This window comes from Pseudohalocynthiibacter sp. F2068 (assembly GCF_023015645.1).
Lineage (GTDB): Bacteria > Pseudomonadota > Alphaproteobacteria > Rhodobacterales > Rhodobacteraceae > Pseudohalocynthiibacter > Pseudohalocynthiibacter aestuariivivens.
Genome location: NZ_JALKAK010000007.1, coordinates 97133 through 116970, shown reverse-complemented (window position 1 = coordinate 116970; position 19838 = coordinate 97133). Strand labels below are relative to the sequence as shown.

Sequence of the window (19838 nt, the reverse complement as noted above, 5' to 3'; positions counted from 1 at the left end):
CCAACAAGGTGACAAAAACACCCAATCAAACCATATCGCTACTGAAGCAGGCATATCTTTGGTTATTTGTCTTTGGTGTCGGGCTTTGTGACTTCGGTTGGTTGAAAAGTACCCTGATCCGCACCATCAGATTCTGGGTAGGTCAGAGTAGGGAATTCTACGCTCAAGTTTCCTGCGCTGGCAGGTATGGCAGCGATTGTAACTGCAAGGATAAAGGCGGACGTTTTGAGTATGGACATTGCTGATCACTTTCTAAACCGATTAGTTCACTTTATCTAAACTGATTAGTTTAGAATTCAAGTGCATACTTCGAAAATTCGCGGTGATTTGCCTTGAATTTGGCGGGTGGATTGATACTTTAGAACAATTCTAAAAGGAAAAAGTTATGATCCCCGGATTTAGCCAGCGCCGTCGCTTTTCAGATTTGACCGAGCAGGAAATTATCGCTCTTGCCATTTCATCAGAAGAAGATGACGCTCGGATTTATCGAACGTATGCAGAGCGCCTAAGGGCGGATTACCCTGCTTCGTCTGCAGTATTTGACGGCATGGCTGTTGAAGAGCAGGAACATCACCGAAGGCTCATAGAACTTCATCAGGAACGATTTGGTGACGTCATACCGCTGATCCGCCGCGAACATGTTTCTGGCTTTTATGCGCGCAGACCTGTCTGGCTTGTCGAGAACCTTGGCCTTGAAAGAATGCGGGACGAAGCTGCCCGTATGGAACACGACGCCGCAGAATTCTACACGAAGGCTGCGGGCAGGATGACAGACGCAACAACGCGCAAGTTGCTGAGTGATCTGGCGGCGGCAGAAGCAAGCCACGAACACTCTGCCCAATCGTTGCAAGACGAGCATCTGACAGAGGATGCAAAATCTGACGAAGATCGCGCAGCGCACCGCCAATTCATACTGACCTGGGTTCAGCCCGGGCTTGCCGGTTTGATGGACGGGTCCGTTTCGACCCTGGCGCCGATTTTCGCCGTGGCCTTTGCGACCCATGATACACACACAACATTTCTGGTTGGCCTTGCCGCGTCAGTTGGTGCCGGTATTTCGATGGGCTTCACCGAAGCAGCCTCGGATGATGGAGAACTGTCAGGGCGTGGATCACCGTTAAAACGTGGAATAGCAGCCGGGGTCATGACCACGATTGGCGGTCTGGGACATGCGCTACCTTATCTGATACCGGATTTTTGGACCGCAACGATTATTGCTTTGATCGTGGTGTTTATTGAGTTGTGGGCGATCGCCTGGATCCAGAACAAATTCATGGAAACACCGTTTTTGCGCGCGACATTTCAGGTGGTTCTCGGGGGTGCTTTGGTCTTTGCAGCGGGGGCGTTAATTGGGGGTGGTTAAACCGACCATTGCCACAGATACGCGTACGCGATAGGCCTCGGACAAGGCGGCGCGAACCATGATCCAGATTTTCTTTAAGACACTTCCATTTTTTGCGCTGATCGGTCTTGGGTACTGGGCGTGCAGAACGCGGTTCTTCACGGAAGAAGCAGCCGCTTATCTAACTAAATTTGTGTTTTATTTTGCTCTGTCGGCCATGCTTTTTCGCTTTGCGGCCAGTCTGCCAATCTCCGAAGTTTTTGATACGCAATTTGCATACGCGTATTTGGCAGGATGTTTCACGGTCTATTTTTTGTTCACCGCAGTTGCCTTGTTTCGCGGAATTGGCATCGAGGAAGCCGCGATAGAGGCCCAATGTTCAGTGATCGGGAACGTAGGTTTTCTGGGCGTGCCGATGCTGGTTGTTTTATTGGGTGAAGCTGCGGCAGGGTCAGTCTTACTGATACTTGCGATTGATCTGATCGTCTTTTCCAGCCTTATTGTCATCCTCATAACAGGCGGCCGCGATGGGCGCATGTCGTTTGGAATGCTGCGAACTGTGGGCCTTGGGCTGCTCAAGAACCCAATGATTGTGTCGATAAGCCTTGGTTTGATTTGTTCGGGATTATCATTACCAATCCCTGCGCCTGTAGACGAATTCTTGTCAATTTTGGGCGCTGCTGCAACGCCTGGCGCTTTGTTTGCGATTGGCGCGTCGCTTGCTGGTAAATCTGCAGAACGCCTGTCGGTTGCCAGTTGGTTGAGTTTTGGAAAATTGGTGCTTCACCCCATTGCCGTCGCGTTCTTTGCGTTGATGGTTTTTGACGTCGATCAGTTCTCTGCATACGTTATGATTTCGGCGGCCGCGTTACCTGTGGCTGGAAACGTCTACATTCTGGCACAACACTATGGTGTTGCACCGCAACGGGTATCAGCCTCGATCCTGATCTCTACAGCGATCAGCGTGTTAACTGTGAGCTTGGTCATTGCGGTCTTGCAAGGATAAACACGCCGAAGGTTTCATAAAAGATCGAAGTTCGATTTGTCGGTTGGCGTAAGTGATCTGTCGATTGTATCGGTCCCAAAGAATGTAAATACAGTTTAGGTTTGTCTCATACGCACGTCCTGTTAGTAGAGGGCAACGCGATAAAAAGGGGCGATCCAATGGAAACCATCTCTGAAAACAAATGCTTTGGTGGCACACAGGGTGTCTATAGCCACACATCAGCAGTGTGCGGTTGTGAAATGACGTACGGGTTGTTCCTGCCGGAAGAGGTGGAATTTGGCCCGGTTCCGGTTCTTTGGTATTTGTCCGGGCTAACCTGCACCCACGAAAATGCGATGGTCAAAGCAGGAGCGCAAGCCTGGGCGGCTGAGCAGGGCATTGCTTTGGTTTTTCCAGACACATCCCCTCGTGGTGACGGTGTTGCTGATGACGATGCCTTTGATCTGGGCCAAGGCGCGGGTTTCTATGTGAACGCGACAGAGGCACCATGGGCACCACATTTTCAGATGTGGGATTATGTGACAGAAGAGCTTCCCGCACTCTTGTTTGAAAACTTTGCGATCGATGAAGCGCGCCAAAGCATCACTGGCCACTCGATGGGTGGCCATGGTGCATTGACGATTGCGATGAATTTACCAGAACGTTTTCGTTCTGTTTCAGCCTTTTCACCAATTGCCAATCCGACCAAATCTGATTGGGGCCGCAACCAGTTAACGGCGTATCTTGGCTCGGACGAAGGCAAATGGGCAGCCAATGATGCAAGCCTGCTGATGCGCGAAAAAGGTTTTCCCGGTCCGGTTCTGATTGATCAGGGAACAGAGGATCAGTTTCTTGACCTGTTAAAGCCGGAGGCTTTGGCAGACGCAATCGCGACACGTCGGCAAGAAGCAATTGTTCGGATGCAAAAAGGGTATGACCACAGCTATTTCTTCATTTCCACCTTCATGGAAGACCACGTGAATTTCCATGCAGAAGCTCTCTATGCGGGGTAAATCATGAGCCATTATGATCTGATCGTTATCGGAAGCGGCCCTGCGGGTCGCGCCGCCGCTATTCAGGCTGGAAAGCTTAAGCGCAACGTTTTGGTGGTTGAACGCAGCGGGCGAATGGGCGGCGTATCTGTTCATACAGGGACGATTCCATCAAAAACGCTCCGCGAAACGGTGTTGAACCTGTCAGGCTGGCGCGAACGCAGTTTTTATGGCCGTTCCTACCGGGTGAAAGACCAGATCAATGCGGGCGACCTGAAGGCCCGTATGCACATGACTTTGGACCATGAAGTCGATGTTCTGGAACATCAGTTTGCCCGTAATCATGTAACAACGGTCGAAGGTGTGGCACGTTTTGTCGGCGAACATGACATCGAGATTACGAACGAAACTGGCGAAGTTAGCCGGCTTACTGCTGACAGATTTCTGATTTCGACAGGGACGCGCCCCTATCGACCCGAGTATGTGCCGTTTAACGGCACCAATATTCTGGACAGTGATGAGTTTCTTGAACTGTCACAAATTCCCCGAAGCCTGATTGTTGTTGGGGCCGGTGTTATTGGGGTGGAATACGCCACGATGTTCGCAGCCCTTGATGTGCGGGTCACATTGGTTGAGCCGCGTGAAACATTCCTCGATTTCATCGATAAAACTCTGATTGGCGAGTTTACCCACCAGGTGCGCGAAAACGGTTTGGATCTGCGCCTTGGCTCTGAGATCGAGAAGGTCGAGGATAAGGGTGAGTTCGTTGAAATCTCGCTCGACAACGGTCGGCATGTCCGCGCTGAAATGTTGCTATTTGCCGCCGGGCGTCTCGGGGCTACGGGTGAACTCAATCTGAAAGCCGCCGGGTTAGAGACTGATCATCGAGGTCGCTTGGAAGTGGATCGGAAAAGCTATCAGACAAAGGTGCCACATATCTACGCAGCCGGTGATGTGATTGGTCACCCAAGTCTTGCGTCGACGGCATTACAACAAGGCCGCGTTGCCGCATGTCACGCCCTTGATACGCCAACGCTCAAGGAAAGCCCGTGGTTCCCCTACGGCATCTATTCCGTTCCTGAAATTTCCACCTGCGGCATGTCCGAGGAAGAGGCGCAGCAACGTGGCATTCCTTACGAGGTTGGCACCGCACGCTTTCGCGAAACATCGCGCGGTCAAATCATGGGGCTTGATCATGGAATGCTGAAAATGCTGGTGTCGCTTAAAACGCGCCGTCTGCTTGGTGTTCAGATTATGGGGGAAGGTGCGACGGAACTTATTCACATCGCCCAAGCAGTTTTGAACCTGAAAGGCACCGTGGATTATTTCGTGCAGAATACATTCAACTACCCGACATTGGCAGAAGCTTACAAAATCGCCGGGCTTGATGCGTTTAACAGAATGCCGATACCCGAAGAGTACCGGGTAAAACCCAAGCCACAGAAAGCAGCAGAGTGAGCGCGATTTACGTTGATGCAGACGCCTGCCCTGTGAAGGCCGAGGCAGAACGTGTCGCTACCCGTCACAAGCTTACGATGTATGTCGTTTCAAATGGCGGTATCCGGCCGTCTCCAAATCCGTTAGTTGAAACGGTGATCGTACCGGATGGTCCTGATGTAGCCGATATGTGGATCGCAGAGCGCGCTGGGCGCGGTGATGTGGTCGTGACAGGCGATATTCCCCTGGCGGCGAAATGCGTTGCATCTGGCGCGCGCGTCTTGCGTCACAATGGTGAAGCGCTGACCGAGGCGAATATCGGCAATCAGCTAGCAACGCGTGACTTGATGACAGATCTGCGCGCGGCGGACCCGTTTCGCCAAGGAGGCGGTCGACCTTTTTCGAAGGCTGACAGGTCGCGGTTTCTGGATGCGTTGGAGCGTGAAGTCCGGGTAGCACTTCAGGCATAGCCCACCCGCGATTTAGCGACAGCTATGTCGCGGACGGAACAGCAGCCTGGCGGGTTTTGGGTCAATCAAGTTGTATAGGAGCCGTTTTGACTTTCGCAACAACTCAGCAAAAAACATCTTTGGGTGCTATTTGGGCGCTCTTCGCTGTGATGTGTTTTTCAGTCAATGACGTGACGATCAAGTTTCTGAGTGGTGATTATGCCCTGCACCAGATTGTACTGATCCGCTCTTTTGTCGGTATGGCTGTTTTGCTGGCTGTAATTATGCCGCTGGAAGGTGGGTATCACCTTATTAAGACACGGCGGTTGGGGCTGCACATTATCCGCGGACTCTGCGTTGTTTTTGCGAATATGACCTTCTTCCTGGGCCTTTCAGTATTGCCGTTGGCCGATGCAGTCGCTGTCTTTTTTATTAGCCCGATGATCATCACAACCTTGTCGGTGTTGGTTTTGAAGGAAAAGGTCGGGCTGTTTCGCTGGGGAGCGGTTATTGTCGGTATGCTCGGTGTGCTGGTGATGTTTCGCCCGGGTGGCGAAAGCTTCAGGTTGGCGCTTTTATTGCCGTTTGCTGCCGCCTTTGGGTACGCCTTTCTGCATATTCTGACACGCTTTATTGGCGGAACAGAACGTGCATCAACCATGGCATTTTACATTCAGTTTGTTTTTATAATCGTCAGCGGGTTGATTGGCTTGATGTTGGGCGATGGGAAGTTTGCGGGTGGGGATGAACCGATGCTGGAGTTTCTGTTTCGCAGCTGGGTCTGGCCGGCAGTATCGGATTATCCTTTGCTGGGCCTAATCGGGGCGACCAGTGCAATGGGTGGTTATTTTATCAGTCAGGCCTATCGACTTTCAGAAGCCAGCCTTATTGCGCCCATGGAGTATGGCGCGCTGGTCGCGGCAATATTCTTTGGAGTTGTTGTTTTTGGCGAATGGCCGGATTTCGTAAGCTGGTTTGGTATTGTTCTGATCGCAGGGGCCGGGTTATGCGTGATCTGGCGCGAGTCAGTGCTGAACAAACGCCAGCGTGCAGCCCTTCCACGGTCAAAGCATTAGAACTGGTTTCGCTGCAATCCGTTAGCGGTTAAAGCGGTTTGCAAATCGAGAACAAGGGAATTTCAATGTCGCAACCCAAAGCCGTCATCTTCGATATTGGAAATGTTCTGATCGAATGGAACCCCGAACGATATTTTGACCAGGTGATCGGACAAGAGCAACGGGAAAGGATGTTTTCCGAGGTTGATATCCATGGAATGATGGAACGGATTGATGCGGGTGCACCCTTTGCCGAAACCGTGGCGGAAATGGCGGGCGAAAACAGCAAGTGGCACGATGCGATCTTGCATATTCGCGATCATTGGACAGACGTTGCAAGCCCTGCAATTGACCATTCCGTACGCTTGCTCAGAGCGTTGAAAGACAACAACGTTCCAGTTTTTGCACTGACAAATTTTGGAGTTCAGAACTTTCCGCTTAGCGAGGCAAAATATTCTTTTCTGGGTGAATTTGACCGCAGATATATTTCAGGGGAATTGGGGCTAATTAAACCCGACCCGCAAATCTATGCGATCGTTGAGGCCGATACCGGGTTAGCACCCGAAAATTTGCTTTTCACAGATGATCGTGAAGATAATATCACTGCTGCCAACGTACGAGGTTGGAAAACACATTTGTTCGATGGACCAGAGGGGTGGGCGCAAACGCTTGTTTCATATGGTTTGCTTGATCCCGCGGAGGCAGGTTTATGAAGTTTGAGGTTATTGAGTTTGAGGCAGACAGCCTGTTGAGCTGGGACGGGCTGTGCGAAACCTTTCTTGAAGGTCACAAGCTGCCCAAAGCTGAAATTGACGACACATTCCTTTATCGTGGTAAGGATACGCTCTTGTCACGTGCGGCATGGATTGATGGCATGGGAATTGCCGTAAAATCCGCTACGATTTATCCGGATAATCCTGCTAAGGGCACCCCGATGATCAATGGGGCGGTCAGCCTGTTCTCCGATTCCGAAGGAACGCTGGACGCGCTGATAGACTTTCATCTGGTGACAAAATGGAAAACCGCTGGTGACAGTTTGCTTGGGGCGAAGCTTTTGGCGCGCCCTGATAGCCGTAAAATCCTGATTGTTGGTGCTGGTACAGTAGGGCGAAATTTGCGTTCTGCTTACGTCAGCGCCTTTCCAGATGCGGAGTTTATGGTCTGGAACCGCACCTCTGCCGGGGCAGAGGCATTTGCATTGGAGTTTGAAAATACAGTCGCGGTTACGGATCTGCAGGCAGCCGTTGTTGACGCCGACATTGTAACATCTGCCACGATGTCGACCGAGCCGCTGATCATGGGAGAGTGGCTGAAACCTGGTCAGCACATTGACCTGATTGGTGCGTATCGTCCGGACATGCGCGAGGTTGATGATACCGCGCTACTTCGTTCTCGGGTTTTTGTGGACAGCCGTGACACAACGCTTGACCATATAGGTGAGCTGAAAACTCCGCTGGCTGAGAGCGTGATAAGTCGCGAACATGTTGTGGCGGATTTCTATGACGTAAAGACAGGTGGGTTTAAACGGACATCAGCGGATGAAATCACCCTTTTCAAAAATGGCGGTGGCGCGCATCTGGACCTGATGACCAGCCGCTATATTCTGAAAGCATGGATTAGCAGATGATCACGGAACAGAAAATCAACGAATTTCAGCGAGACGGTGCAACCTGCATCCGGGGGGCGTTCAAAGACTGGGTTGATGTTATGGCCGTAGGGGTTGAGCGCAACATGGCAGAGCCGGGCCAATACGCCTCAGAAAATGCTGTGACGAAAGGTCGGTTTTTCGACGACTATTGCAACTGGACACGGATACCCGAGTTTGAGCGCATCGTACGCGAAAGCCCAATGGCAGAGATTGCGGCGCAGGTGATGCAGTCCAGGTCCGCGCAGTTTTTTCATGACCATGTGTTGGTCAAGGAAAGCGGCACACCAAAGCCCACGCCCTGGCATCAGGACGGGCCATATTATTTTGTCGAAGGTGAACAAACCGTTAGCTTCTGGGTTCCACTGGATCCGGTTGATACTGCCAGTTTGCGCCTGATTGCCGGGTCACACCATTGGGACAAGCCCGTACGGCCCGTTAGCTGGGCAGACAACAGTGATTTCTATGAAGGCGATCAGGAATGGATCGAAGTCCCTGACCCTGATGGCGACGATGGGGAATATGACGTTCGCGAATGGGCCATGCAGCCGGGGGATGCCGTACTGTTTGACTACCGCACAGTGCACGGTGCGCGCGGCAATCCGGGGGGCGCACGGCGACGGGCACTTTCAATGCGTTGGGTTGGTGATGACGCGCGGTTCATTGAACGACCCGGGCGAACTTCACCTCCGTTTCCGGGGCATGATATGGTTGCAGGGCAGCGCCTGCGCGAGGATTGGTTTCCTGTAATCTGGAAAGGCTGAGATGGGCTGGATTCTGTTTCTGTTATTAATTGGTGCCATTGCGGTCGTGCCTCTGGTTTTGGAAAGCCGCAGGTTGCCAATGGATCAGGCAGAACGGGCCAATGCGCCGGGTCGGTTTGCGAACCTGTCCCGCGGGATGACGCACTACGATTGGTCTGGCCACATAGATGGGCCAGTCGCTGTTTGTGTTCATGGGCTGACCTCGCCAAGCTTTGTCTGGAGCGCTGTTGTAAAAATACTGACCCTGATAGGGTTTCGCATCCTGACCTATGATCTTTACGGGCGAGGATTTTCTGATCGGCCGAAGGACGCGCAGGATGCAGACTTCTTTGTCACCCAACTGAATGAACTGATGGATGATCAGGATGTAGGGGACAATGTCACCTTGCTTGGGTATTCAATGGGCGGCGCAATTGCGACAGCCTATGCTGCGCGCCATCGCGACAGGCTTGAACGGCTCGTCCTGATCGCGCCGGGTGGCCTTGGCCATGATCTTGGAAAATTCTTTGAGTTTGCTGCGAAAACACCGCTGATAGGTGATTGGCTTTTCCTCACGTTTGGGGGATTTATGCATCGGCGCAATATTGCGAAAGAAGCAGCAGTTTGGCCAACCGAGGTTCCGGATATCCATGAAGATCAAGCAAACGAAACCCATTTTCAGGGTTTTCTGCCAGCAGTTCTGTCTAGCATGCGTCACATGCTGAGTAACGATCAGGAACCGGAACATCGCGCAATAGAAAAAACGGATTTACCGGTTCTTGCGATCTGGGGGGAAGAGGATGACGTTATCCCGATTTCAGGACTTGGCAGGTTGGCGGAGTATCACAGGGATGCGAGACAGGTCTCTATCCCCGGCGCGCCGCATGCGTTGGCCTATACCCATCCCAAGGATGTACAAAAGGCCCTTCAGGATTTGTTGCATGACGGGCTTTAGCTGACGGATATTCAGGCCGCAACGGCAAGCGGTTTTTCACGCACAGGCAAATGCACGATGGCTGAAAATGCACCAACGCCAACGCCAACCCACCAGACCGCCGTATAGTCGCCGTAGATGTCATACATCCGTCCGCCCAGCCAAACACCCAGAAAACTTCCAAGTTGGTGGCTGAAGAAGACAATTCCGTACAACGTGCCCATGTTCCGCAGGCCGTAGATATGCGCAACCAGACCAGCCGTAAGCGGTACAGTTGCCAGCCAGAGAGAGCCCATCGCGAAGGAAAAAAGGACTACGGATGTCGGTGTGATTGGCATTAGGATAAAGGCTGCAGCAATTAGGGTTCGGCCCGTGTAAATTCCCGCCAGAAGGTACTTGCGGGAATAGCGATTGCCCAGCCAGCCCGCAAAAATTGTACCCGCAATATTTGTCAAACCGATCAGAGATATTGCAAGAGCGCCGAGGCTTGATGTCGTCGAAACCCCAATCGCCGCCAGTGTGCCCGAAGGGTCAATTGCGCCGCACATTTCGGTCACAAATGCAGGGAAATGTGCTGTGATGAATGCAAGTTGATAGCCACACGAAAAGAAACCGAAAAATATTAACGAATAAGATGGATCTCTGAACGCTTTGAGCAAGTTCTGACCCATCGATCCCTCAAGCTCGGTCCTGCTAACAGGCTGCGGGCTGCGCATCATTGGCAACGCGAAAAGTGCTAGAAGTATGAGAGCTGCAAAAACCATGAACACCTGTTGCCATTGCATAAAGCCAAGCAGGAACTCGGCAAAAGGTGCGCCAATAACTTGTCCGGCAGATCCCGCTGCGGTGGCAATACCCATGGCGACCGATCGGTTTTTGTCACTGGCTGCGCGGCCAACAACCGCCAAAATTACGCCAAACCCCGTTCCGGCGACGCCAAAGCCGACGAGAATTTCAAGCCATTGATGTGCCCCGGGTGTGACGGCGTAAGACGATAGAACCAAACCTGTTGCGTAAAATAAAGCACCAACAATAATTGCTCTTCGATCACCGAATTTTTCAGCTAAAGCGCCGAAAATAGGCTGCCCAATACCCCATGCGAGATTTTGAATGGCGATTGCAAAAGAGAACTCTGTTCGCAGCCAGCCAAACTCCTCGGCGATGGGAATTTGAAACACGCCAAAGGACGCACGTATGGCAAAGCCGATCATGATAATGATGCAGCCGCCGACCAGAACCGGGGTAAACAAGGGTGTACGGGTCTCTGTCATCGCGGTCTCCAAGCGTTCTGGTGACCGTCACGGAAAAAGCGCACAACGTCAATTCAGTGTTTTTTGCGCCCTGCATCAGCTTTTCTTATTCGTCACGGCGATTTATGGGAGGGTATGGCAGAGAGCTTGCAAGATATTTACAACCGCCACGTTGCGGAGGGCCTGCTGACAGCAGATAATGCGCAGATTGCAGCACTGCCAGCACTAGAGGATATTCGTCAGCATTTGGAAGCAGCAAAAACCCGCAAGCGCGGCATATTGGGTGGCTTGTTTCATAAACCCGAAGAAGTGCCGAGCGGTTTATATCTTTGGGGCGGTGTTGGGCGCGGTAAATCTATGCTGATGGATCTGTTCGTCGATCATTTGCAGGTATCTGAAAAACGCCGGGTGCACTTTCATGCCTTTATGCAGGAAGTACACACTGCAATGCATGAAGCACGGAAAACTGGTGTAGATGACGCAATAGCGCCCGTTGCGGCAGAGGTTTCTTCCAAGGTCCGTCTGTTGGCTTTCGACGAAATGCAGATCAACGATATCACGGATGCGATGATTGTTGGTCGATTGTTTGAAAAACTGTTCGAGGCGGGCGTTGTGATTGTCACAACCTCTAATCGCGTGCCAGATGACCTTTACAAAGACGGGCTGAACCGGCAACTTTTCTTGCCTTTCATCAAACTTCTGAAAGAACAGATGGTTGTGCATGAACTGATTAGCCCGACAGATTACCGGCAAGACAGGCTAGCAGGATCAGAAGTTTATTTTACGCCTGTTAACGCGGAAAACCGCAACGCTATTCGCGCGATCTGGGAAAAGATGAGCGGTGGCGCGGCGGACCCTCTGGTTCTGACGGTCAAGGGGCGTTCGGTGGAACTTCCTGCGTTTCGCAATGGTGTGGCACGGGCAACTTTTTATGATCTATGTGGCCGCCCACTTGGACCAGCGGATTTTCTGGCTATCGCCGAAGCCGTTCGCGTTTTGGTGTTGGAGGATATCCCACAACTTGGCCGGTCAAACTTTAACGAAGCAAAGCGTTTCGTCACGCTGATAGACGCGCTTTATGAGGCCAAGGTTCGGCTGATATGTTCAGCAGCATCGCTCCCTGAAATGCTTTACATCGAAGGCGAAGGAACGTTTGAATTTGAACGCACCGCAAGCCGCCTGCGAGAAATGCAGGACGCTGACTGGGGGCACTAGCCAAAGGCTAAATTCCGGCCCATTCCAGCGGGTCGGGCAAATCAAATGCAGCGAAATCCACTTGCAATACGCGTCTGCGCGTCGGGTGTTGAGCGGCGTCAGAGGCATGTAGAATAAGCGTGCGATACGCCCAGATATCTCGGGGCTTTGCCAGACAGTCCACCTGTTCTGAGCTTGCCACGGCGTCTGCGATATCATCGACACGAACAAGCCCCAGCTTGTGAGAGCCAAGCGCCACTTTCAAAGGGGCATTTTCAGCGCCACACGGATCAAGATGCACACGAAGTGTCAGCATGTGTTCCAAGATGGACGCGGGCGGTTGAACATGAAGCAGGCCGGATTTGCGCGTAAATGGCCCAAACTCCGCAACATCAGCAATTCGTTTCACGCAAATTGTCCGATCCTGATGCCAGCCGAGCGGCCAGTTGTTATCGGCAGTTTTGTCAAACAAGATCGCCCGGACAGCCCGCGCATTCGGGCCAAGGAACTGCACGGCGATATCGCGCATTGCGCTTTGGTTTTGTGTCAGCAGCTTGGAAGCCGGGTTGCCTTTGAGACGCTGGCCGGGTTGGCGCGGGTCCGTTTCTTCGCCGAGCTGTTCCAAAAGTTGGAACTCTGCGTCAGAAAGCGCTTTCGAAAAACACTCGGCACCTGTCGTTTCAAGCGTGGGTCTCATCCGTTTTCACGTAATACCGTGCCCGCTAAATAAAGCGATCCGCAGATCAGGATGCGGGCATTTGGTGCTCTTTTAGCGATGCTATGAATTGCCGCTTCAACGTCCGGTGCCGTGCTGGATTGCAACCCGGCTTTTTCAGCGGCTTCAGCGGTTGTTTCGGCGGGCAGGGTGTTTGCCTCTCCCGGGATGGAAACAGCCGTCAATGATGAGGCAACTTCTGCCAGCGGCCTGAGATACCCGCCGACATCCTTCGTGTTCAGCATACCGCAGATCAAATGGGTTGGTCTGGGTGACAGACTTTTCAAAACTTCGGCAAGCGCATCTCCGGCTGCCGGGTTGTGACCGCCGTCCAGCCAAAGCTCTGCTGGGCCAGCGGCTTTAATCAACGGGCCGGATTTTAATCGCTGCATCCGGGCGGGCCAGTTCGCGTTTGTCATCGCCGCTTCGCAGGCGGTTTCGCCATATCCAAGCGCGCGCAATGCCGCGATCGCGGCGGCGGCATTTTGCATCTGATGCGCGCCCAGCAAGTTGGGAAGCGGCAGATCCAGAAGACCATGTTCATCCTGAAAAATCAGACGGCCCCGTTCCTCAAAAACATGCCAGTGCTGGCCATGAGCTAGAAGCGGAACGCCAAGCCGCGCGGCTGTTGCTTCTATCACGTCCAGCGCTTCTTCCGGCTGTGGGCCAACGACACAGGGCACACCTCGTTTCAGAATACCGGCTTTTTCGGCGGCAATCTTTTCCAGCGTGTCCCCAAGGTATTGTTCGTGATCAACAGAAATAGGTGTGATCACGGTCAACGCGGGTTTGTCGATCACGTTCGTGGCGTCCAAGCGCCCGCCAAGACCCACCTCAAGCAGCGTGTAATCTGCCGGGGTGCGGGCAAATGCCAGCAAACCGGCGACGGTGGTGATCTCAAAATAGGTGATGTTTTCGCCGCTGTTCGCCGCGTAGCATTCGTCAAGTATTTCGGTGAGATGTGTCTCTGAAATCAGGGTACCTGCGAGACGAATTCTTTCGTGAAACCGGGCAAGATGTGGCGACGTATAGGCATGCACTGATTTACCGACGCCTTCTAAACCGGCACGAATCATCGCCTGAGTTGATCCTTTGCCATTGGTGCCTGCGATGTGAATCACTGGTGGTAGCTTACGCTCCGGATGATCAAGCGCAGCCAGCAAACGCCAGACGCGATCAAGCGTAAGATCGATAATTTTAGGATGCAGCGCCATCATCCGTGCCAGGATGACGTCCGATGTAGCCTCGTTCACTTTTTGGCATCCTCGGCAGGGGTACCATCCGGTTGGTCATCGGTTTTGGAATTTGTATCAGGTTTGGGCAATTCACCCATGACGGCTGGCGGTAAACCCATCAGCATTCGGGTAATGGTGATCAGCTCTTCCCGCAGATCCTTGCGGTGCGTCACGCGATCCAGCATACCGTGGTCCAGCAGATATTCAGAACGCTGGAAACCTTCAGGCAGTTTTTCGCGAATGGTTTGTTCGATCACGCGGGTTCCGGCGAACCCGATAAGTGCGTTTGGTTCTGCGATTTGCACATCACCAAGCATCGCGTATGAGGCGGTTACACCGCCCGTTGTTGGATGCGTCAGAACAACGATGTAAGGCAGGTTAGCCTCGCGCAGCATTTCCACCGCTACAGTTGTGCGCGGCATTTGCATAAGGCTGAGGATACCCTCTTGCATTCGGGCTCCACCAGCGGCGGAGAACAAGATAAAGGGACGTTTCAGGGCAACGGCACGTTCGGCACCGGCAATAATGGCGTTTCCAACGTACATACCCATAGAGCCGCCCATGAAGGAAAAGTCCTGTCCGGCGGCAACAACAGAAGTGCGTCCGATTTCACCTTCAACCACCAGCATCGCGTCTTTTTCACCGGTCTTCTTGCGTGCATCCTTCATCCGGTCAGGGTATTTTTTCTGATCGCGAAAGTGCAACGGGTCAGCGACAGCGGCGGGCACTTCGATTTCAGCGAAAATTCCACCGTCAAACAGCGCCTCGAAACGCTCACGTGGTGCAAGCGCCATATGATGGTCACACCCCGTGCAAACATTCAGGTTCTCTGAAAGTTCCCGGTGAAACAGCATGGTCCCGCACTCAGGGCATTTGGTCCAGAGATTGTCCGGCACCTCACGACGGGAAAACAGCGAGTTGATTGTGGGTCGGACGTAATTGGTGATCCAGTTCATTCGTGCTGTACCTTTGCTAAAGTCTTGCTCTGAAATAAGACGCCAGCGCTTGAAATGCAATCAGCGCCTTATTGCAATACGCGCCGCAAGCCATGCAACAATCAAAAAGCCGAAATCAAGCATGATAAGCGGGCTTGCTGCCTCAATGTCTGACGCGCTGTAAGGCAGATGATAGAGTGCGAGACCACCAAGTTGATCCGGAAAGCCTACGATCAGCATAGCGTAGGCGTTGTTTGTGAAGTGAAAACCGATAGCTGCGCCAAGGTTGCCACTGCGTGCTGTCAGGTCTGCCGCCATCAAGCCGAACATCCCGGCCCAAAGCGTTGCCCAGATCGCGTTGTCACCCAGAGTTGCGGTGTCGAAATGCCCCAGAGCGAACAGAAAAGAGGGCACCCCCATCCAAATGATACGAGAGTTAAAACGCGCCGCGAGTTGGCTTTGAATGTAGCCGCGAAACAGAATTTCTTCTGCGCTGGTTTGGATCACAATCCCTAAAACAGACAATGGCAATAAAGCCATCCAATGCCTGAACGACAGGTTTGCAACAACTTCGAACGGGTCATAAGGCGGCAAGATTTCCAAGACGATCTGAAGAAGGATCAACGCAAAAGTAACGCGAAAAAAATATCGCACGGTGAGGCGTAAATCACCAACCAAAGTCAGGCCCGGCCTTTTGTGTAACCATCGCACAATCAGCATCGGAGGAAGTGCCATCATGACAAAGCTGAACAGCATAACAAGCGTAGCAGTTGGGTTACCAGTGCTTAGCAGCATTTCGAAAGACCAGGCAGGTATCTTCAACAGAAAAGAGATCGCCTCGCCCAAAGCGATAATTCCGAAGAGGTAAAGTACGGTACATAGCACCAGCCCAACCACAAGTCGCCAGATTTGAGGTTTTCTGCGCGCGGGCGCGACGAGTTGTTCGTAAGGGACGTAGGACATCAGGGATTTTCTGGACTGTAAAAGACGAAGGCTCACTCTGACGGGGATGTGCGCGGAAATCAATAACGGTGGGTTGTGTAAGTGGGGAATGGTCCGTTTCAGTCGACCTGCCGGGTTAGGAATACCGCAAACCAAACCTACAAGGAGGGCAGGAAAGCCGCAATCACGCTTGTACACAGGTCGACTGTCGAATATTCCAAGTCGAGGTCTGAAACGGGAGTCATTCCATGTCCAACAGCAAGTTCGATAAATCTAAACTACCAAGCCGCCATGTAACCGAAGGTCCGTCACGCGCGCCACACCGATCTTACATGTATGCAATGGGGCTTTCTGAGGAAGAAATTCACCAGCCGCTGGTTGGCGTTGCGACGTGTTGGAATGAAGCCGCACCATGTAACATCTCGCTGAACCGTCAGGCACAAGCCGTGAAGATGGGTGTCAAACGCGCCGAAGGCACGCCACGCGAGTTTACGACGATCACAGTAACCGACGGCATTGCGATGGGCCACGAAGGCATGCGTTCGTCTTTGGCAAGCCGTGAGGCAATCGCGGACACGGTTGAATTGACCATGCGCGGCCATTGTTATGACGCGCTTGTCGGACTTGCGGGATGTGACAAATCATTGCCGGGCATGATGATGGCGATGATCCGTCTGAACACACCATCGGTTTTCATCTATGGCGGATCGATCCTGCCGGGTCGTTATCAAGGCCGTGATGTGACGGTGCAGGACGTGTTTGAAGCTGTAGGTCAGCATCAGGCTGGCAACCTCAGCAGTTGTGAGCTGGAAAAACTTGAGGCTGTGGCGTGCCCAAGTGCCGGTGCTTGTGGCGGTCAGTTCACCGCGAACACTATGGCATGCGTGTCCGAGGCAATTGGCCTTGCATTGCCAAACTCTGCTGGGGCACCTGCACCTTATGAATCTCGCGACCATTACGGTGAAGCATCCGGCCGCGCTGTGATGAACCTGCTGGAAAAGAATATCCGGGCGCGTGACATTGTTACCCTTGAATCGCTGATCAACGCGGCGCGTGTTGTTGCATGTACTGGTGGGTCAACCAATGCCGGTCTGCATCTGCCTGCGATGGCCCATGAAGCCGGAATTGATTTCGATCTTGATGATGTCTGCGACATTTTCCGCGAGACGCCGTATTTCGTCGATCTGAAACCGGGCGGCGCCTATGTTGCGAAAGACCTTTATGAAGTTGGCGGTGTGCCAGTTATCATGAAAGAGCTTGATAAAGCCGGTCTTATCAACCGCGATTGCATGACTGCAACCGGTCGGTCCATGGGCGAAGAGATTGACATTGTAACGCGCGAAGCCGACGGCAAAGTCATTTATCCAGTAGCTACGCCGCTGAGCGAAACAGGCGGCGTTGTTGGCCTAAAGGGAAATCTGGCTCCGCAAAGTGCGATTGTGAAAGTGGCCGGGATGACGAAGGAACAGCAGGTCTTTAGTGGTCCGGCGCGTGTATTTGAAAGCGAAGAAGACGCTTTTGAAGCCGTGCAAAACCGCACGTACAAAGAAGGTGAAGTGCTGGTCATTCGAAACGAAGGTCCGGCCGGTGGGCCCGGAATGCGCGAAATGCTGGCAACAACGGCGGCGCTTTCAGGTCAAGGTATGGGTAAAAAAGTAGCACTTATTACCGACGGGCGTTTTTCCGGCGCGACACGTGGTTTCTGCGTTGGCCATGTTGGGCCAGAAGCCGCGCATGGTGGCCCAATCGCGTTGCTGAAAGATGGCGACGTTATTACGATAGATGCGATCAAGGGCGAACTATCGGTGGCGTTGACAGATGAAGAACTTGCAGCACGCAAAGCTGATTGGAAAGGCCCCAAAAAGACGCTCTACGCGTCAGGTGCTTTGTGGAAGTACGCGCAGCTTGTTGGCCCGACCAACAAAGGTGCTGTTACACATCCAGGCGCAGAAGCGGAGCTACATGTCTACATGGACCTCTGACTTAAAAACATGCGCGGTTGCAGGCGTAGCCGCGCTTTTGGCTTTGGCCGGATGCATTGACGGGGGCGGATTTGGCTATGCCCCCAGCCAAATGATTGTGTCCCAAAACAGCGTTGTGATCTCCGGTCCTCCGGGGTTTTGTATCGATCGGCCCGCGAGCCGTGATAATGCGGACGGCGCGTTTGTTCTTATGGGAAGCTGTGCCGCTATTGCACGATCATCAAAACAGCCAACACCTGATGTGGCCGCTGTTTTGATGGCTTCCGTCTCGACACCGGTCGCTGGCAAACCAGTATCTGAATCGCTTGATACGTTGGAGCGGTTTTTTACTTCGGAAGAAGGTCGCGCAGCGCTTAGTCAAACAGGTCACTCTGACAGCGTCGAAGTACTGGACACTCTTCAAAGGGATAAGGTTTTCTATATTCATGCGCGTGATGCGAGCGAGGGGCTGGCGAGCGAAGTGCGAGACGAATATTGGCGGGCATTCTTTGATGTGAAAGGCCGACTGGTGACAGCGTCTGTTTTTGGCACCGACGAACGGCCATTTTCAAGCGACGCAGGACGCGCCACATTGACTGAATTTGTACAGCAAATACGCCGCCGCAACACAGGCGACAGCTAATACTGAAATTTTGCCTGACTTTTGCTTCTATGAAACCTCTTTGGGCGATATAAGAAATCAGAAGCCGGATTAACTGGCGTGTCGAGGTTTTGGGTATACATGGCAAAACGCATAGATTCCCTGTTTCAGCGTCTGTTTCACCGGCGTTTCCTGTATCGCTGGAAAAAAATTGCTGATGCTGCGGCGCAGATGGATCTGGTTCGCCTGCGCCTGTTCCGCACCCGTGCGCGTCAGGTGCGGCGTCCGATTGACCGGTTTATTCAGGTTGCAGAAAACCGGTTGGCCCTGCCGTTGATGGGCTCCAACGCGATACAGACCCCACTTGGAACAGACTGGTCTTACAGGCCGGAACTTTGGCGTGGGCCGATAACACCTTCGGGACAAGCAGGGGTTGAGAGCAAATCCATTTTTGGTGACGAGGCAACCGTGTTTCATGACTGCCGCATATCTGAGTTAACTCTTCGGCAGTTGCGGAACACAAGAGAAGCAGATCTTGCCCCCTTTGGCGTTCGAATGGATGTTTTTAGGTTTGACGGAAGTTTTTTATCTTTGGTCATCGAATTGCCCGAAGCAGCTGTACAGGGGCTCAAGAAGAAACACGTGATCCGAATGGATGTTATTGTTGAGTTGGAAAAACCTCTCGAAATTTTTGCGCGCCTAAACATCAAGCATGGACCAAACACCGAGCAGATCGTGCGGGAACTGCCACTTAACCAAGATGAGGTGATGGTGGAGTTCGATCTGGCTTACACCAAACTGAACGAAAAGCGGACAGACCGGATCTGGATCGATTTGATTTTTGAAGGTCCGGAAATGAACCAGATTATTTTACGCGACGTCACGTTTAGCCGTCGCCCACGTGCAGAACTTTAGGGGGTCGGCATGGTTGAGACAACGTTGACACACACACGCACTTCGGAAGGTGTTTGGGAAGGGCTGCTTGTTATGGGGGGTGATACGCCGCCTGTACCGGAACTCAAGGTAACACATCTGGAAAAACCAATTCCGGAGGTCAGCCTGACCGAAAATCCTGAAAAAGGCGGCGAATGGGTGCTCAGTTTCCCAATTCCCGTTGAATGCCTTTCGGATGGGGTGCAAACCTTTTTGATTACTGACACACGCAGCGGGGCGCGGCTTGGCAGTTACACAATTGTGACAGGAATGGCGCTGGAAGATGACTTTCGGGCCGAAGTAGATTTGCTGCGCGCTGAACTGGATATGCTGAAACGCGCATTTCGCCGTCATTGCCTTGAGACCGTTGGTTAAATTTAATTTTTTCACGTGCTTTGGTCTGAAATGCGACCCTTTCAAAGTTGACGTGGCGTTCTTCGTGACAAGATGACGGAAATTACTGCATCTTCATCGGAGTTTTCCAAGGACC

General features: G+C 52.6%; 21 protein-coding genes. 15 read left to right on the top strand and 6 right to left on the bottom strand.

What is annotated here, in order from left to right; translation table 11 throughout:
• Positions 1-62 precede the first annotated feature (62 nt).
• A complete protein-coding gene (locus MWU63_RS10205) occupies positions 63-239 on the bottom strand; it encodes a hypothetical protein (protein WP_213887070.1) in 177 nt (58 codons plus the stop codon).
• A gap of 146 nt (positions 240-385) precedes the next feature.
• Between MWU63_RS10205 and mbfA the strand changes: the two genes are divergently transcribed.
• From mbfA to MWU63_RS10155, 10 genes are all read left to right on the top strand, one after another.
• Positions 386-1363, top strand: a complete 978-nt coding sequence (mbfA, locus tag MWU63_RS10200; RefSeq protein WP_213887071.1) for an iron exporter MbfA — start codon at positions 386-388, stop codon at positions 1361-1363.
• Positions 1364-1421: 58 nt separating this feature from the next.
• Positions 1422-2348, top strand: a complete 927-nt coding sequence (locus MWU63_RS10195) for an AEC family transporter (protein ID WP_213887072.1) — start codon at positions 1422-1424, stop codon at positions 2346-2348.
• Between the two features lie 158 nt (positions 2349-2506).
• Entirely contained in the window at positions 2507-3340 is an 834-nt protein-coding gene (fghA, locus tag MWU63_RS10190) for an S-formylglutathione hydrolase (RefSeq protein ID WP_213887073.1), read from the top strand.
• A gap of 3 nt (positions 3341-3343) precedes the next feature.
• Complete coding sequence (sthA, locus tag MWU63_RS10185; RefSeq protein ID WP_213887074.1) at positions 3344-4777, top strand: Si-specific NAD(P)(+) transhydrogenase; 1434 nt, start codon at positions 3344-3346, stop codon at positions 4775-4777.
• Positions 4774-5226: a YaiI/YqxD family protein gene (locus MWU63_RS10180; RefSeq protein WP_213887075.1), complete on the top strand. Its 453-nt coding sequence runs from the start codon at positions 4774-4776 to the stop codon at positions 5224-5226. The genes sthA and MWU63_RS10180 overlap by 4 nt, the downstream gene beginning before the upstream one ends.
• Before the next feature lie 86 nt (positions 5227-5312).
• The gene (locus MWU63_RS10175; RefSeq protein WP_281414268.1) at positions 5313-6281 is read left to right on the top strand and encodes a DMT family transporter; all 969 of its coding nucleotides are present in this window, start codon (positions 5313-5315) and stop codon (positions 6279-6281) included.
• Positions 6282-6346: 65 nt separating this feature from the next.
• Positions 6347-6973 carry an HAD family phosphatase gene (locus MWU63_RS10170; protein ID WP_213887076.1) on the top strand — a complete coding sequence of 209 codons (627 nt, stop codon included), beginning with the start codon at positions 6347-6349 and terminating at the stop codon, positions 6971-6973.
• On the top strand, positions 6970-7887 hold the full coding sequence (locus MWU63_RS10165; RefSeq protein ID WP_213887077.1) for an ornithine cyclodeaminase: 918 nt from the start codon (positions 6970-6972) through the stop codon (positions 7885-7887). The genes MWU63_RS10170 and MWU63_RS10165 overlap by 4 nt, the downstream gene beginning before the upstream one ends.
• The gene (locus tag MWU63_RS10160) at positions 7884-8669 is read left to right on the top strand and encodes a phytanoyl-CoA dioxygenase family protein (protein WP_213887078.1); all 786 of its coding nucleotides are present in this window, start codon (positions 7884-7886) and stop codon (positions 8667-8669) included. The genes MWU63_RS10165 and MWU63_RS10160 overlap by 4 nt, the downstream gene beginning before the upstream one ends.
• A 1-nt stretch (position 8670) precedes the next feature.
• Positions 8671-9603 carry an alpha/beta hydrolase gene (locus MWU63_RS10155; protein WP_213887079.1) on the top strand — a complete coding sequence of 311 codons (933 nt, stop codon included), beginning with the start codon at positions 8671-8673 and terminating at the stop codon, positions 9601-9603.
• 11 nt (positions 9604-9614) lie between these two features.
• Here the strand turns inward: MWU63_RS10155 and MWU63_RS10150 are convergent, their stop codons facing one another.
• Positions 9615-10853 (bottom strand): MFS transporter, encoded by a 1239-nt coding sequence (locus MWU63_RS10150; protein WP_247077772.1) that lies wholly within the window; start codon positions 10851-10853, stop codon positions 9615-9617.
• 114 nt (positions 10854-10967) lie between these two features.
• On the opposite strand from MWU63_RS10150, the gene zapE reads away from it, so the two are divergent.
• Complete coding sequence (zapE, locus tag MWU63_RS10145; RefSeq protein WP_213887081.1) at positions 10968-12047, top strand: cell division protein ZapE; 1080 nt, start codon at positions 10968-10970, stop codon at positions 12045-12047.
• Positions 12048-12054: 7 nt separating this feature from the next.
• Here the strand turns inward: zapE and MWU63_RS10140 are convergent, their stop codons facing one another.
• From MWU63_RS10140 to MWU63_RS10125, 4 genes are read right to left on the bottom strand one after another with little or no spacing between them, the layout of a single operon-like run.
• Positions 12055-12723, bottom strand: a complete 669-nt coding sequence (locus MWU63_RS10140) for a phytanoyl-CoA dioxygenase family protein (protein WP_247077770.1) — start codon at positions 12721-12723, stop codon at positions 12055-12057.
• Positions 12720-13994: a folylpolyglutamate synthase/dihydrofolate synthase family protein gene (locus MWU63_RS10135; RefSeq protein WP_247077768.1), complete on the bottom strand. Its 1275-nt coding sequence runs from the start codon at positions 13992-13994 to the stop codon at positions 12720-12722. Before MWU63_RS10135 ends, MWU63_RS10140 begins: the two co-directional genes overlap by 4 nt.
• The gene (gene accD, locus MWU63_RS10130) at positions 13991-14932 is read right to left on the bottom strand and encodes an acetyl-CoA carboxylase, carboxyltransferase subunit beta (protein ID WP_213887083.1); all 942 of its coding nucleotides are present in this window, start codon (positions 14930-14932) and stop codon (positions 13991-13993) included. The genes MWU63_RS10135 and accD overlap by 4 nt, the downstream gene beginning before the upstream one ends.
• A gap of 60 nt (positions 14933-14992) precedes the next feature.
• Positions 14993-15874: a CPBP family intramembrane glutamic endopeptidase gene (locus tag MWU63_RS10125; protein WP_213887084.1), complete on the bottom strand. Its 882-nt coding sequence runs from the start codon at positions 15872-15874 to the stop codon at positions 14993-14995.
• 227 nt (positions 15875-16101) lie between these two features.
• Between MWU63_RS10125 and ilvD the strand changes: the two genes are divergently transcribed.
• The 4 genes from ilvD to MWU63_RS10105 all read left to right on the top strand — a co-directional run bounded on the left by ilvD (position 16102) and on the right by MWU63_RS10105 (position 19723).
• The gene (ilvD, locus tag MWU63_RS10120; protein ID WP_213887085.1) at positions 16102-17835 is read left to right on the top strand and encodes a dihydroxy-acid dehydratase; all 1734 of its coding nucleotides are present in this window, start codon (positions 16102-16104) and stop codon (positions 17833-17835) included.
• On the top strand, positions 17816-18457 hold the full coding sequence (locus MWU63_RS10115; protein ID WP_213887086.1) for a hypothetical protein: 642 nt from the start codon (positions 17816-17818) through the stop codon (positions 18455-18457). The genes ilvD and MWU63_RS10115 overlap by 20 nt, the downstream gene beginning before the upstream one ends.
• A 99-nt stretch (positions 18458-18556) precedes the next feature.
• Positions 18557-19330: a DUF6478 family protein gene (locus tag MWU63_RS10110; RefSeq protein ID WP_213887087.1), complete on the top strand. Its 774-nt coding sequence runs from the start codon at positions 18557-18559 to the stop codon at positions 19328-19330.
• A gap of 9 nt (positions 19331-19339) precedes the next feature.
• Complete coding sequence (locus tag MWU63_RS10105) at positions 19340-19723, top strand: hypothetical protein (protein WP_213887088.1); 384 nt, start codon at positions 19340-19342, stop codon at positions 19721-19723.
• The last annotated feature ends 115 nt before the right edge of the window (positions 19724-19838 follow it).